12 protein-coding genes are annotated in these 14,863 nt (G+C 73.3%); 10 read left to right on the top strand and 2 right to left on the bottom strand.

Annotated elements, in window-relative coordinates; translation table 11 throughout:
- The first annotated feature begins 216 nt into the window (after window positions 1-216).
- From AOM46_RS04225 to AOM46_RS35925, 7 genes are all read left to right on the top strand, one after another.
- Window positions 217-2,328 carry a bifunctional diguanylate cyclase/phosphodiesterase gene (locus AOM46_RS04225; RefSeq protein WP_062205718.1) on the top strand — a complete coding sequence of 704 codons (2,112 nt, stop codon included), beginning with the start codon at window positions 217-219 and terminating at the stop codon, window positions 2,326-2,328.
- A 120-nt stretch (window positions 2,329-2,448) separates the two neighbouring features.
- Entirely contained in the window at window positions 2,449-2,745 is a 297-nt protein-coding gene (gatC, locus tag AOM46_RS04230) for an Asp-tRNA(Asn)/Glu-tRNA(Gln) amidotransferase subunit GatC (RefSeq protein WP_062205721.1), read from the top strand.
- Between the two features lie 5 nt (window positions 2,746-2,750).
- A complete protein-coding gene (gene gatA / locus AOM46_RS04235) occupies window positions 2,751-4,244 on the top strand; it encodes an Asp-tRNA(Asn)/Glu-tRNA(Gln) amidotransferase subunit GatA (protein WP_062205724.1) in 1,494 nt (497 codons plus the stop codon).
- A gap of 20 nt (window positions 4,245-4,264) precedes the next feature.
- Complete coding sequence (locus AOM46_RS04240; protein ID WP_062206432.1) at window positions 4,265-4,468, top strand: hypothetical protein; 204 nt, start codon at window positions 4,265-4,267, stop codon at window positions 4,466-4,468.
- Between the two features lie 34 nt (window positions 4,469-4,502).
- On the top strand, window positions 4,503-6,011 hold the full coding sequence (gene gatB / locus AOM46_RS04245; protein WP_062205727.1) for an Asp-tRNA(Asn)/Glu-tRNA(Gln) amidotransferase subunit GatB: 1,509 nt from the start codon (window positions 4,503-4,505) through the stop codon (window positions 6,009-6,011).
- Between the two features lie 221 nt (window positions 6,012-6,232).
- On the top strand, window positions 6,233-6,382 hold the full coding sequence (locus AOM46_RS35120) for a hypothetical protein (RefSeq protein ID WP_234313620.1): 150 nt from the start codon (window positions 6,233-6,235) through the stop codon (window positions 6,380-6,382).
- Between the two features lie 68 nt (window positions 6,383-6,450).
- Window positions 6,451-9,474, top strand: a complete 3,024-nt coding sequence (locus AOM46_RS35925; RefSeq protein ID WP_304952026.1) for a helix-turn-helix transcriptional regulator — start codon at window positions 6,451-6,453, stop codon at window positions 9,472-9,474.
- A gap of 13 nt (window positions 9,475-9,487) precedes the next feature.
- Here the strand turns inward: AOM46_RS35925 and AOM46_RS04260 are convergent, their stop codons facing one another.
- Window positions 9,488-10,054, bottom strand: coding sequence for a hypothetical protein (locus AOM46_RS04260; RefSeq protein WP_062205733.1), 567 nt, complete (start codon window positions 10,052-10,054; stop codon window positions 9,488-9,490).
- 65 nt (window positions 10,055-10,119) lie between these two features.
- Window positions 10,120-10,566: an organic hydroperoxide resistance protein gene (locus AOM46_RS04265; RefSeq protein WP_062205736.1), complete on the bottom strand. Its 447-nt coding sequence runs from the start codon at window positions 10,564-10,566 to the stop codon at window positions 10,120-10,122.
- 109 nt (window positions 10,567-10,675) lie between these two features.
- Here AOM46_RS04265 and AOM46_RS04270 point away from each other — a divergent pair, with 109 nt between their 5' ends.
- The 3 genes from AOM46_RS04270 to AOM46_RS04280 all read left to right on the top strand — a co-directional run bounded on the left by AOM46_RS04270 (window position 10,676) and on the right by AOM46_RS04280 (window position 14,776).
- A complete protein-coding gene (locus tag AOM46_RS04270; RefSeq protein ID WP_062205738.1) occupies window positions 10,676-11,272 on the top strand; it encodes a TetR/AcrR family transcriptional regulator in 597 nt (198 codons plus the stop codon).
- A 194-nt stretch (window positions 11,273-11,466) separates the two neighbouring features.
- Complete coding sequence (locus tag AOM46_RS04275) at window positions 11,467-11,721, top strand: hypothetical protein (protein ID WP_062205741.1); 255 nt, start codon at window positions 11,467-11,469, stop codon at window positions 11,719-11,721.
- A 43-nt stretch (window positions 11,722-11,764) separates the two neighbouring features.
- Window positions 11,765-14,776 carry a helix-turn-helix transcriptional regulator gene (locus AOM46_RS04280; protein ID WP_067225882.1) on the top strand — a complete coding sequence of 1,004 codons (3,012 nt, stop codon included), beginning with the start codon at window positions 11,765-11,767 and terminating at the stop codon, window positions 14,774-14,776.
- Window positions 14,777-14,863 lie beyond the last annotated feature (87 nt).

Consider the following 14,863-nt stretch of genomic DNA (forward strand, 5'->3'; position numbering starts at 1 on the left):
GCGCCCGTCCGGCGGGGGCGGCGCCGGCTTTCCGGTGCCCGCCGGAGGCGTACGCCCGACTCGCCAGCGGCATATACCAGGGGAACGCGATCCCTCGGGTCGCTTTCGGCAAGCCGTCAAGTTCCCTGCCCCAGGCGGTGGTTGGCCGCCTAGGGTGGACAGGGCGCGCGCGCCTTCCCGGCGTGTGGGTCGAGCCGGTCCGGAGAGGTTCCCGCCATGCAGTCAGCCCCCCTGGGGAGACCGTTCTCACGGCGTGACGATCCCAGGTCACGCCGGTTCCTCCGGATCGCCGTGCTCGTCACCGCCGGGCTGCTGGTGCTCGGCGGCGTCCGGCGCGTCGTGGAGGACGACCGATCGTTCTTCCCCTCGGACGGCCCCGGCTGGTGCCTCGGCATCCTCATCGGCCTGGTGGTGGCCTACTTCCTCGCCGTCGACCGGGGGCGCTGGCTCCGGGGCAGCAGCGCCGGATCCGCGCTGGCGCTGGCCACCCTGCTGCTCTACGGCTGGCTGCCCGCCGTCCTGGTCACGGTGGCCATGGCGGCGGTCGTCGGCCTGGTGCGCGGCGCGCCCTGGCGCGAGGCGCCGCACGACGGCGCGATCGAGGCGCTCGGGGTCGGCGCCGCCGCCCTGGTGCTGGCCGCCTTCGGCACCACGCCGACGGTGGAGCGGCCCTGGAGCCCGGCGGACTGGGGTCTGGACAGCCTCCCCCAACTGCTGGTCGGCGCCGGCGCCTATCTGCTGGTCGTCCACTCCCTGCACTGGCTCACCGGCGAACCGGCCGCCGGTGGGCGGGCGTTGGTCACCCCGGCCTGGCCGCGCGAGGCCCTGGTGGCGCTCGCGCTGCTCTGCACCACCCCGCTGATCGCCGTGGTGGCCGTCGCGACGCCCGGGCTGCTGCCGCTCTTCGCGGTGCCGCTGATCGTCCTGGACCACACCTTCTGGATGGCGCGGGTCCGCGTCGAGGAGCGGCTGCTCGATCCGCTCACCGGGCTGCCCAACCGCCGTTGGCTGCTGACCCGCACGGACGCGGTGCTCCGGGAGGCCGCTGGCGAGGGCCGCCGGGTCGGACTGATCCTGATCGACCTGGACAGCTTCCGTTCGGTCAATGACACATTGGGTCATCTCACCGGCGATCGGCTGCTGTTGCTGATCGCCGACCGGATCCGGGCCTGCCTGCCGGCCGGCGCGCGGGCCGCGCGGCTCGGCGGCGACGAGTTCGCCATCCTGCTGCCGCACGCCGGCTCGGCCACCGCCGCGCAGCGCACCGCGCGCGCCCTGATCACCGCCCTGGACGCGCCGCTCGAACTCGACGGCCTGAGCCTGCTGGTCGAGGCGAGCGCCGGGGTCGCCCTCTTCCCCGAGCACGCCCGCGAGGCCGAGGGCCTGCTGCGCCGCGCCGATGTCGCGATGTACCTCGCCAAACGGGACCGCAGCGAGGTCGAGGTCTACGAGGCCAGCCGGGACGGCAACACGCCCGACCGGCTTGCCCTGTTGGGCGATCTGCGCCGGGCGTTGGACGCCGACGAGGTGGAGCTGCACTACCAGCCCAAGGTGCGGTTCGACGGGGTGGTCGCCGGCCTTGAGGCGCTGGTCCGCTGGAACCACCCGGTGCGCGGAAAGGTTCCTCCTGACGAGTTCATCGCGATCGCCGAGGCGTCCGGGCTGATGCCCCGACTCACCGACCACGTCCTGGAGTCGGCGCTGCGCCAGGTCGCCCGCTGGCGTGCCGCCGGCCTCACCGTTCCCGTCGCGGTCAATGTCTCGCCCCGCGATGTGCACGCGCCCGGCTTCGCCGGCGCCGTCGCCGCGCGGCTGGCCCGCCACCGGGTGCCGCCGGACGCCCTCCAGCTGGAGATCACCGAACATGTGATGCTGGAGGACCCGCACCATGCCGCCGACACCCTCGCCGCACTGGCCGGACACGGCGTGCGGATGTCCCTGGACGACTTCGGCACCGGCTACTCCTCGCTGGTCCACCTGCGCAAACTCCCGGTCAGCGAGCTGAAGATCGACCGCTCGTTCGTGGCCAGACTGGTCCTGGACGCCCAGGACGCCGAGATCGTCCGCTGCACGGTGGACCTGGCGCACTCGCTCGGCCTGGTGGTGGTCGCCGAGGGCGTGGAGGACGACGAGACCTGGGAGCGGCTGCGCGATCTGGGCTGCGACGCGGTCCAGGGCTGGCTGGTCTCGGCCGCGATGCCCGTCGACGAGGCCACCTCCTGGCTCCGCGCCAGGGACACCGAGGCCCCCGAGGCGGAGCGCGCCACCCGCTCGCTGCCCGCCGGCCGGCCGCCCGGACTGCCGGCGGGCCGCGCCCCCACCCGCTGACCGGCCCACCGGCGGAGCCCCGAGGCATGCCCCGCCGCTCGACGCGTGCGCGGGCAGTCAGTGCCGCGGCCTAGGATTGGGCCCATCGAACCCGCCCGCGACGAGCAAGAGGATCGCCATATGCCCGGCATCACGCGCGAGGAGGTCGCCCACCTCGCCAAGCTGGCGCGTCTGGAGCTTACGGCCGAGGAGCTAGAGCACTTCGCCGGACAACTCGACGACATCATCGGCGCGGTCGCCCGCGTCTCCGACGTCGCCGCCCAGGACGTTCCGCCGACCTCCCACCCGCTGCCGCTCACCAACGTGATGCGCGCCGACGAGGTCCGCCCGGGGCTCACCCCGGCCCAGGCCCTCGCCGGAGCGCCGGCGCAGGAGCAGCAGCGATTCAAGGTGCCCCAGATCCTGGGGGAGGAGTGAGCGAGATGGCAGATCTGATCCGGCTCACCGCCGCCGAGTTGGCCACGGCCATCGCGGACGGCACGGCCAGCTCCGTCGAGGTCACCCAGGCCCATCTGGACCGCGTCGACGCCGTGGACGAGAAGGTGCACGCCTTCCTGCACGTCGACCGCGAGGGCGCCATCGCCCAGGCGAAGGCGGTCGACGAGCGCCGCGCCGCCGGGGAGCGGCTCGGCCCGCTGGCCGGCGTTCCGCTGGCGCTCAAGGACATCTTCACCACCGAGGGCGTGCCCACCACGGTCGGCTCCAAGATCCTGGAGGGGTGGATCCCGCCCTACGACGCCACGGTCACCAAGCGCCTCAAGGCGGCCGGCGTGGTGATCCTCGGCAAGACCAACATGGACGAGTTCGCCATGGGCTCGTCCACCGAGAACAGCGCCTACGGCCCCACCGGCAACCCCTGGGATCTCACCCGCATCCCCGGCGGTTCCGGCGGCGGTTCCGCGGCCTCCCTGGCGTCCTTCCAGGCGCCGTTGGCGATCGGCACCGACACCGGCGGCTCCATCCGGCAGCCCGCCGCCGTCACCGGCACGGTGGGCGTCAAGCCCACCTACGGCGGCGTCTCCCGCTACGGCATGGTGGCCTTCTCCTCCTCGCTCGACCAGGGCGGCCCCTGCGCCCGCACGGTCCTGGACGCGGCCCTGCTGCACCAGGTCATCGCCGGCCACGACCCGCTGGACTCGACGTCCGTCGACGCCCCGGTGCCCGATGTGGTCGAGGCCGCGCGCAGCGGTTCGGTGGCCGGGCTGCGGGTCGGCGTGGTCAAGGAGTTCCGCGGCGAGGGCTACCAGGCGGGGGTGCTCCAGCGCTTCGACGAGTCCGTCGAGCTGCTGCGCGAGTTGGGCGCCGAGGTCGTCGAGGTGTCCTGTCCGTCCTTCGATCTGGCGCTCGCCGCCTACTACCTGATCGCGCCCTCCGAGTGCTCGTCCAACCTCGCCAGGTTCGACGCGATGCGCTACGGCCTGCGGATCGGCGACGACGGCACCAGGTCCGCCGAGGAGGTCACCGCGCTCACCCGCGAGGCCGGCTTCGGGCCCGAGGTCAAGCGCCGCGTGATGCTGGGCACCTACGCGCTGTCCTCCGGCTACTACGACGCCTACTACGGCAGCGCCCAGAAGGTGCGGACGCTGGTCACCCGCGACTTCGAGCGGGCCTTCGCCGACGTGCACGTGCTGGTCTCGCCCACCACGCCGACCACGGCCTTCCCCATCGGCGAGCGCGCCGACGACCCGATGGCCATGTACCGGGCCGACCTCTGCACCATCCCGGTCAACCTGGCGGGCAACGCGGCCATGTCCCTGCCCTGTGGCCTCGCGCCGGAGGACGGGCTGCCCGTGGGGCTCCAGATCATCGCCCCGGCCATGGCCGACGACCGCCTCTACCGCGTCGGAGCCGCCGTCGAGGCGGGATTCCAGGCACGCTGGGGTCATCCGATTCTTGAGGAGGTACCGGCGCTGTGAGTAAGAAGCCGAAGTCCAAGATGGGCACCTATCTGTCCATCGGCAGCTCGCTGTTCGGGGTGGTCAGCGTCGTCAGGCAGCTGCGCGAGGCGCGTGCGGAGCAGGACGCGCTGCGGCTGACCGACGCCGTCGTCTCCGCCGCCGCCATCGCCACCGGCGTGGCGCTGCTCGCCCGTGAGCTGCGCCGTATGAACCGCGATGGGAACGACGTCCTCAGCGACTGAAGCGCTCCCGCACATCCCGAGAGGTAGTACCCCCGTGACCGTCACCGACCTGGTGTCGTACGAGGACGCGCTGGCGTCCTACGACCCCGTCATGGGCCTTGAGGTCCATGTCGAGCTGGGCACCAAGACCAAGATGTTCTGCGGCTGCGCCACCACCCTCGGCGCCGACCCCAACGCGCAGACCTGCCCCACCTGCCTCGGTCTGCCCGGGGCGCTGCCGGTGGTCAACGCCGTCGGCGTGGAGTCGGCCGTGCGGATCGGTCTCGCCCTCAACTGCGAGATCGCCGAATGGTGCCGCTTCGCCCGGAAGAACTACTTCTATCCGGACATGCCGAAGAACTTCCAGACCTCGCAGTACGACGAGCCGATCGCGTTCGACGGCTATCTGGACGTCCAGCTCGCCGACGGCGAGGTCTTCCGGGTGGGCATCGAACGGGCCCATATGGAGGAGGACACCGGCAAGTCCACCCATATCGGCGGTGCCACCGGCCGGATCCATGGCGCCTCGCACTCCCTGCTCGACTACAACCGGGCCGGCATCCCGCTGATCGAGATCGTCACCAAGCCGATCGAGGGCGCCGGCGAGCGGGCGCCGGAGGTGGCCCGCGCCTATGTCGCCGAGCTGCGCGAGCTGATCAGGGCGCTGGGCGTCTCCGAGGCGCGGATGGAGATGGGGCAGTTGCGCTGCGACGTCAACCTCTCGCTCCGCCCGCACGGGCGGGAGGCGTTCGGCACCCGCAGCGAGACCAAGAACGTCAACTCGCTGCGCAGCGTGGAGCGCGCGGTGCGGTTCGAGGCGCAGCGGCATGCCACCGTGCTCGACGGCGGCGGCATCATCATCCAGGAGACCAGGCACTTCCACGAGGAGAACGGCACCACCACCTCGGGCCGGGTCAAGGAGGAGGCGGAGGATTACCGCTACTTCCCCGAGCCCGATCTGGTGCCGGTGGCGCCCGACCGCGCCTGGGTCGAGGAGCTGCGGGCCGGACTGCCCGAGCTGCCGCTGGCGCGCCGCAACCGGCTGCGCGCCGAATGGGGCATCTCGGCGCACGAGATGCAGTCGGCGCTCAACGCGGGCGCGGTCGAGCTGATCGTGGCCACCGTCGACGCCGGCGCGGACGCCGCCTCGGCGCGCAAGTGGTGGCTGGGCGAGCTGGCCCGCAGGGCCAACGAGCAGGGCGTCGACCTCTCCGCGCTGCCCATCGCCCCGGCGCAGGTGGCGCGGGTCACCGCGCTGGTCGCGGAGGGCGCGCTCAACGACAAGCTGGCCAGGGCCACCATCGAAGGGGTGCTGGCCGGCGAGGGCGATCCCGACACCGTGGTCGAACGGCGCGGGCTGCGGATCGTCTCCGACGACGGCGCCCTGGGCAAGGCGGTGGACGAGGCCATCGAGGCCAACGCGCCCATCGCCGACAAGGTCAGGGCCGGCAAGGTCGCGGCGGCCGGCGCGCTGGTCGGCGCCGTGATGAAGGCGACGCGGGGGCAGGCCGACGCGGCCAGGGCCCGCCAGCTGATCCTGGAGCGGCTGGGCGTCGCCGAGTAGGTTCCGACGCGACGCGTCTAAGGACCGCACGGCTCCGGCCTAAGGCCCCCGACACCCGCACGGTGTCGGGGGCCTCGTCGGCTCCCCGTCGACTAAGGACGTTCGGCGCCCCGTTCGCTGACTTCGCCCGATGTGGGCGGGGGGCCTTGGAGCGGATCGTGGATGTCATCGGGTCGAGGGGTTCGCTCCTCGAAGACGACACGATCGCGAGGAGCACCACCATGCTGGAGTACGAACTGCACCGTCAGCGCGCGGCCCAACTGGAGAGCGCCGCACGGGACCACCGCAGGACGCGACAGGTCCGGGAGCTGCTGCGCCGGGCCCGGCAGCAGGCGGGCGGGGCCGTCGCGGGCTGGGTCACCGCGGCGTGACCGCCGTCCGCTTCGCCCCGGGCAGATCCGTTACCCCGTCGTTCTCGTCGCATGTCATCCTCGACCTCGTGGAGACGCGTGGTGTGAGCCCGGTGTTCGTGGGCCGGAAGGCGGAGTCGGCGGTTCTGGTCGAGGCGTTGCGCCGGGCCGAGGAGGGCACTCCGCAGGCGGTGGTCGTGGGCGGCGAGGCCGGCATCGGCAAGACCCGGCTGCTGGAGGAGTTCCTTTCCGTGGCGGGCGACGCCGGCGCCACCACGGCGGTCGGCGCCAGCGTCGAACTGGGCGCGGACGGGCTGCCGTTCGCGCCGCTGGTCGGCCTGCTGCGGTCGCTGCACCGCCAGTTGGGCCCCGAGCTGGTGGAGGCCGTCAGCGAGCCGACCGGCGAGCTGGCCCGGCTGCTGCCCGAGCTGGGCGAGGCCGGCGGCCCGCACCCGGGCGGCGTCGACACGCTGGACCGGGCGCGGTTGTTCGAGCTGACCATCCGGCTCTTCGAGCGTCTTTCCCAGCGCCGCACCCTGGTGCTGGTCCTGGAGGATCTGCACTGGTCGGACCGTTCCACCAGGGAGCTGCTGACCTTCTTCTTCCGCTCGGTGCACCGAGGCGCCCGGGCCATGGTGCTGTGCAGCTACCGCACCGACGACATCCACCGTCGGCATCCGCTGCGCCCCTTCCTCGCCGAACTCGACCGGCTGCGCACCGTCCAGCGGGTCGAGCTGGCCCGGCTCTCGGGCGACGAGGTCGCCGCGCAGATGGCGGGCATCCTGGGTGCCCCGCCCGAGGCGTCGCTGGCCGCCGCCGTCTTCGCCCGCTCCGAGGGCAACCCGTTCTTCGTCGAGGAGCTGACCGTCGACGCCGATCCGGCGTCCGGGCTCACGGAGTCGCTCCGCGATCTGCTGCTGGTCCGGGTGGAGGCGCTGCCCGAGCAGGTGCAGGACGTGCTGCGGGTGGTGGCCGTGGGCGGCTCCTCCGTCGAACACGCGCTGCTGGCCCGGGTCGCCGGGGTGCCGGAGGCCGAGCTGCTGAGCGCGTTGCGCGACGCCGTCGGCGCCCGGCTGCTGGTCGCCACCGACGACGACGGCTACCGCTTCCGGCACGCGCTCACCCGCGAGGCGGTGACGGACGATCTGCTGCCGGGGGAGCGCGCCCGGCTCAACCGCCGCTATGCGACGGCGTTGGAGGCCGACCCGGGGCTGATCGCCGCCGACGAGCTGCCCACCCGGCTGGCCAGCTACTGGGAGTGCGCCGGCGACCGGGCCAAGGCGCTGCCCGCCGTGCTGGCCGCCTCGGTGGCCGCGGGGCGCCGCTTCGCCTACGCCGAACAACTGCGGCTGCTGGAACGGGCGCAGGAGCTGTGGGAGGCGGCGCCGGACGAGGTGCGCGCCACCCTCCGCCCCGCCCAGCCGATGTGGGGCTACCCGGCGGGCGAGGGACCGGACGGCTCCGGCTCGGCGGGCGGACCGGTCGGCTGGGTCGACCTCCAGGCCGAGGCCGTGGTGGCGGCCAGCCTCGCCGGCCAGTACGACCGCGCGAACGCCATCTGCCGGGGCGCGCTGCGCGAGTTGGACGAGGTCAGGCTGCCGCTGCACGCCGCCTGGTTCTGGGTCCAGCGCGCCGGCATGGCCGAGCGGGAGGTGCGCCGCGACGGACTGCAGGAGCTCCACCGCGCCCAGGAGCTGGTGCGCGGCCTGCCGCCGTCCGAGGTGCACGCCCGGGTGCTGGCGCTGGCCGCCGCCTGGCACTCCGTCCAGGGCCCCAGCCCCGAGCAGTTGGAACAGGCCGAGCGCGCGGTCTCGTTGGCCCGGGCGGTCGGCGCGACCAGCACCGAGCTGTACGCGCGCTACACCCTGGCCTCCCTCCAGGCGGACGCCGGGGACAGCGCGGGGGCCGTCGCCGAGATGCGGTCCGTGCTCAGCACGGTGCTCGACCGGGGCGAGGTCAGCCTGCTCGGGCGCTGCCTGGTCAACCTGACCGCGGTCCTGGCCGACTCGGGTGAGCTGCGGGAGAGCCTGATCGCCGTCACCGAGGGCATCGAACTGGCCGACCGCTACGGCCTGGAGGAGACCAAGAGCTGGCTCCAGGCCAACCACGCCTTTGTGCTGACCCTCCAGGGGCGCTGGGACGAGGCGCGGTCGGCGCTCGAACTGGCCCGCCGGCAGGCCCGCAGCCCGTACAGCGCGCATGTCAGCCGGATTCTGACGGGCCAACTGGCCGTGCTGCGCGGCGATATCGACGCCGCGCGGGAGGCGGCCACCACGGTGCGGGCCAAGCTCAGCGCGGACCGGGTGCGCACCTCGCTCGAGATCGAGTTGGCCCGGCTGGAGATCGATGTGGCCCTGCTCTCCGGCGAGCCCCTGCGGGCCAGGGAGATCCTGAGCTCGGCGCGTTCCGCCCTCCAGCTGGGCCTCGTCCAGCTGGTGTGGGGCCTGGTCGGCTCGGCCGCGATGGCCGAGGCGGAGAGCCGAGGGATGCCGGGCGCAGACGAGGGGCGGCCCGAGGCGGTCGCGCGGATCAGGGAGCTGGCGGGCTCGCTGCCGCGCAATCTGCCCATCCGGGAGGCGCTGGGCCTGCTGGTCGACGCGCAGCTGGCGCGGGCGGAGAACCGCGACAGCCCCCGGCACTGGGCGGAGACGGTGGCCGCCGTCGAACCGCATGGCCTGCCCCACCACCTGGCCGAGGCGCGTTACGGCTGGGCCGAGGCGCTGCTCGCCGCCGGTGGCCCCGATGCCCGTGAACTGGCCGCCGAACAGCTGAGGGCGGCCTGGGAGACCACGCGGGAGCTGGGCGCCGCGCCGCTGCGCGAGCGCGTCGAGCGGCTTGCCCAGCGCGCCAGGCTGGACCTCACCGCCAGGCCCGAGGCCAAGGCGGCGCCCGAGCCGGACGACCCCTTCGGGTTGACGCCTCGGGAGCGGGATGTGCTCGGTCTGGTGGCGGCGGGGCGGAGCAATCGGCAGATAGCCGAGGAGTTGTTCATCTCGCCCAAGACGGCGAGTGTCCATGTCTCCAACATCCTGGCCAAGTTGGAGGTCACCAGCCGGGGCGAGGCGGCCGCCGTCGCCCACCGGCTGCGCATGGTGCCGCTCCGACCGGACTGAGCCGGCCCGTGGGTCAGGAGGGCTTCTTCCCCAGCGTGATGCCGAGGTGGACGGCGGAGGCCAGGAAGAAGACGCCGCCGAGGATCGCGTAGCCGCCGACCCCGGCGATGTCGTCGGTGCCCTCGATCCCCTGGGCCAGGAACGCCGAGCCCGCCAGGACCGAGATCCCGCCGCTGAGGATCTGCGGCACCTGGCCACCGGAGCGCCGGTTGCCGAGGGCGGTGACGAGCTGCGGGATCCCGGAGCCGATCGCCCACGCGCCCCAGACGCCGAGAGCGGCGGAGATCGACACCGTCGACGCCACCCCGAGGGCGATGGCGACGGCGACGCTGACCGCCACGTTGACCCACTCCGAGACCTGCGGTTTCCGCGCGTCACCGCGAGCGCGGAGCTGCCAGAGAACGGCGGCGGCGTCGAAGAGCGGGTAGACGATCAGCAGGACGGTCAGGAGGGCCCCGGTCGTGTCCGAGGTGGAGAACAGGAGCATCGCCCAGACGAGGGCGAAGGCGAAGCGGACGAGGTAGAGACGACGAAGCGCCCGACCGAAGGTCGACGGGGAGACGGTCTCCGTGGTGGCCATGATGTCCCTTTCCGGAATATGCGGGATGTGCGGGATCTGCGGGGTGTGAGGGAGCCGCGGGGCGGTCAGGCGGTGCCCGTGGCGCTCGTGCTCGTGCTGAGGGTGACGGGCACGTTGCCCCGGGTGGCGACCGAGTAGGGGCACACCTCGTGGGCCGCCGCGGTGAGGGTTTCGGCGATGTCGGGGGCGACTCCGCCGCCGATACGCACCTTCAGCGCCGCGTGCAACGCCCATCCGCCGGCTTCCGTGGGGAGGAGCGAGATCTCGGCGACCACGGTGGAGTCCACCAGCGTCACCTTCCGCCGCGCGGCGACGAGCTTCAGGGCCGAGTGGAAACACGACGACCATCCGGCGGCGAACAGCTGCTCCGGGTTGGTGGCGCCGCCCGGCCCTCCCAGCGCGGTGGGGACGGCGAGAGTGACGTCGAGCAGGCCGTCGTCGGTGACGGCGCGGCCTCCGGCGCGGCCGTCGCCGGTGGAGGTGGCGATGGCGGTGTAGAGGGGGGTAGGCACGGTGGTTCCTCTCGGCCAGTTAAGTAGGGTTACTAGTTCGTCTACATCCTCGACCATAGACTGTCCGCAGTGCCGGTGCAACCGGACCGACCAGAACCCGGAGCGGAAGATGAACGCCGACGCCGTCGAACCCACGGCACGTACCACCTCAGGGCCGCGCACCCGCGCGCGCATCCTGGCGGCGGCAAAGGAGCTGTTCTACAGCCAGGGCATCCGCGCCACGAGCGCCGATCGCGTCATCGGGCAGGTCGGCGTCACCAAGGTCACCTTCTACCGCCACTTCCGCACCAAGAGCGATCTCGTCGTCGCCTATCTGGAGGAGCAGGCGGCCGCGGAACGCCAGTGGATCGACGGCGTGCGGCGGACGGGCGACCCGGTCGGTTCGCTGCGCGCGCTGGCCGCCGACATCGGCACCGCCAGCTGTAGCCCCGGCTTCCGTGGCTGCGCGTTCATCAACGCCGCGGCCGAGTTCGCCGACCCGGACGACCCGGTCCGGGTCGCCGTCGACACGCACCGCCGATGGATGCTCGGCGAGTTCGCCGACATCGCCACCGAGGCCGGGGTGGACGATGTCGACTCCGTCGCGCGGCAGTTGATGATCCTCAGGGACGGAGCGATGGTGAACGGCTACCTCGGCGACCCGTCGGCCGTCGCCGACGCCCTCGGCGCCGCGTTCACCTCGATCGTCACCGCGCGTCCGGCCTAGGGCGGCGCCGGGTCCCGGAGGCGTCTAAGGCGGGGTGGGCGGGTCGTCTAAGGCGGCCGGCCGGGGGTGGTTTGCGGCGATGACCCGATGTGGTGGGGGCCCCTGGGAGACGACGGTTGAGACATCACCGGGACAGCGGGTTCGCCAGGTTCCGGTGGCACCGACACCGTCAACGGGACTCCGGGAGAGCCACCATGAACGAGCAGTACTCCACGTTCTTCCAGATGTACGCCCACCAGCAGCGCGTGGAGCTGTTGATGCGCGAGGCCGAGCACGAGCGTCTGGTCCGGGAGGCGATCAGGGGGCGGAAGGCGACGCGACGCGTCGCCCGGGGCCCGTCGGCCGCCCCCTCCTCCTCGGGTTCCCGGCGCCGTGCCGGGGATTCGGGATGGCGATCGACCACCGCCGGCCTGGCGCAACGGCTGACCGGCCGTCGGGCCAAGGCGTAGAACGCCCGTGCCATTGTCAGTGCCCTGTGCGATCCTGCGGAGCATGCGCACCAGATCCGTCAGCCCCGTCTTCGTCGGCAGGACCAGCCAGCTCCAGGCCCTGCGAGAGGCCCTGGGCCAGGCGGCCGACGGCGTTCCGCAGGCGGCGTTGGTCGGCGGCGAGGCCGGGATAGGCAAGTCCCGTCTGGTGGAGGAGTTCCTGGCCCTGGCGCAGGCCCAGGGCGCCCTGACCGCCGTGGGCGGCTGCGTCGAGGTGGGCGCGGACGGCCTGCCGTTCGCCCCCGTCGTGGCGGTCCTCCGGGTCCTCCACCGGGAGCTGGGGGACGAGTTGACGGAGGCCGCCGCCGGCTTCCAGGGCGAGCTGTCCCGGCTGCTGCCCGATCTCGGCCCGCCCAACGCGCCCGACCATGTGGCCAGGGACCAGGAGGTGCGCGGCCGGCTCTTCGAGCTGACCGCCCGGCTGTTCGAACGGCTGGCCCAGTCCCGCACGCTGGTCCTGGTCTTCGAGGATCTGCACTGGTCGGACAGGTCCACCAGGGAACTGCTCGGCTATGTCTTCCGGGTGGTGCGCAGCTGCCGGCTCCTGGTGGTCACCACCTACCGCTCCGACGACATCCACCGCCGGCATCCGCTGCGCCCCTTCCTCGCCGAGCTGGACCGGCTGCCCACGGTGCGGCGGATCGAGCTGCCCCGGCTGACCAGGGGCGAGGTCGGCGAGCAGCTGGCCGGCATCCGGGGCGAGGTCCCCGCACCCGAGCTGCTGGACCAGATCTTCCGCAGATCCGACGGAAACGCCTTCTTCGTCGAGGAGTTGGCCAGCATCACGGGCAACGGCCGCGCCGGCACGCTCAGCGATTCGGTCCGGGATCTGCTGCTGCTGCGGGTCGAAGCACTCCCCGAGTCCGTCCAACGGGTGGTGCGGGTCGCCGCCGAGGGCGGCTCACGGGTGGAGTTCGGGCTGCTCAGAGCGGTCGTCGGGGTCACGGACGACGAGCTGATCGAATCGTTGCGCGCGGCCGTCGGCGCCGGCGTGCTGCGGGCCGGGGACGACGACACCTACCGCTTCCGGCACGCGCTCACCCGCGAGGCGGTCGACGACGAGCTGCTGCCGGGTGAGCGCTCCCGGCTGAGCCGGCGCTATGCCGAGGCCGTGGAGGCCGATCCCGAGCTGGTGCCGGCCGACGAGCGGACCCCCCGCCTCGCGAGCTACTGGTACCACGCGCATGTGCCGGCCAAGGCGCTGCCCGTCGTGATCCGGGCGGCGGCCGAGGCCCGCTGCCGCCACGCCTACGCCGAACAACTGCAACTGCTGCACCGCGCCACCGAGCTGTGGGACGACGTCCCCGCCGAGGTGCGCCGCTCGCTGCGGATCGCCTCGGACGTGGAGTCGTATCCGCTCTGTGAGTGTCCGGACGAGAAGCTGGGCTTCCTGGATCTGCTGGCCGAGATGACGCTGGCCGCCCGGTTCGCCGGCGAGCAGGAGCGGGGGCTGTCCGTCGCCAAGCGCGCCCTGCGCCTGCTGGAGGAGATGGGACATCCGCTGCGCGCGGCGTGGTTCTGGACCCAACGCTCCCGGCTGGTGCGGCAGATAGGCCGGGGCGACGGCTGGCAGGAGCTGGCCAGGGCCCAGGAGCTGCTGGACGGCTCCGCCCCCTCCGCGGTGCACGCCCTGGTGCTCACCGAGGCGGCCAGCTGGGGCTCCGTCTTCGACCCGGGGGAGGGCAGCCTGGCCATCGCCGAGCGGGCCGTGGAGCTGGCGCGCGCCATGGGCGAACCGGAGGTGCTGTTGAACGCGCTGCTCAGCAGGGGGCAGCTGCTGATCGACATCGGTCAGGGCGAGCGCGGCGTGGCCGAGCTGCGGGCGGTCGCCGACCGGGTGGTGCCGGAGGAGCGGGTCGGCGTCTTCACCCGCAGCCATGTCAACCTCCAGTCCCAGCTGGAGGGCATGGGCCGCTCGGCGGCCGCGCTGGAGATCGCCGACGAGGCGCTGGAGCTGGCCCACCGCTGGGGGCTGGCCGACACCCGCGCCTGGATCGTGGGCAACCGCACGGACGCGCTCTTCTCGCTGGGCCGCTGGGCGGAGTCGGAGCTGGGCTGCGCCGAGGCGCTCAGCTGGGCGCAGACGCCGGTGAGCCGGGCGCTGGTCGCGCTGCGGCGGGCCAGGCTGGCGATCGCCCGGGGCGATCTGCCGGAGGCCGAGCGGCAGTTGGCCATCCAGTGCGAGCTGCAGGACTACGACGGGGCGGCGGCGCAGAGCGCCCACCCGGTGGCGGAGTACCGCATCGCGGTCGCGGTCTGGCGCGGCCGCCTGCTGGACGCCAGGGAGCAGTTCGTCGAGGTCGTCCGGGTCAACCAGGCGCCCGGTGTCGGCAACTACACCTGGCCGATGGTGTACACCATGGCCAGGGCCGAGTCCGAGGCGGTGGGGGTGCCCGTCGCCGAGCCGGGGCGGTGCGCGGCGATCGAGCGGATCAGGGCCTATGCGCGTTCGCTGCCCAGGCACTATCCGGTCTGGGCCGGATACGCCCTGCTGGTGGAGGCCGAGCTGCGCCGCGCCGAGGGCCGCGCCGGCGCGGCGGACTGGGCCGGCGCGGCGGCCGCCTTCGACGAGGCGACCCGGCCCTTCGAACGGGGCAGGGCGCTCGCCAGATGGGCGGAGGCGCTGCTGGCGGAGGGCCAACGGGAGGCGGCGGCCGAGGCGTTGACCACGGCGCACCGCATCGCGCGGGAGCTGGGTGCCGCTCCGCTGGTGGAGGAGACACAGCGGCTGGCCCTCAGGGGGCGGCTGACCCTCGGCGGCTCGGGCACGGCCTGCTCGACACCGGAGGGCGGGGCCGCCGTCGGGTTGACGCCCCGGGAGCGGGATGTGCTGGGTCTGGTGGCGGCGGGGCGGAGCAATCGGCAGATAGCCGAGGAGCTGTTCATCTCGCCCAAGACGGCGAGTGTCCATGTCTCCAACATCCTGGCCAAGTTGGAGGTCGCCAACCGGGGCGAGGCCGCCGCGCTGGCCCACCGACTCGGCCTGCTGAACGAGGAACGACGCCCCGTCGGCTGAGGCCCAGGGGCCGGCCGCCCCCAGGCCACGCCCCGGCGGCCCGGGCGCCGCTTGTGGTGCTCGCGGTAGCGGGCGGCCCGCCCGTTC

The sequence above is a fragment of the Streptomyces sp. NBRC 109706 genome (assembly GCF_000974485.1).
In the GTDB taxonomy this organism is placed as follows: domain Bacteria; phylum Actinomycetota; class Actinomycetes; order Streptomycetales; family Streptomycetaceae; genus Streptomyces.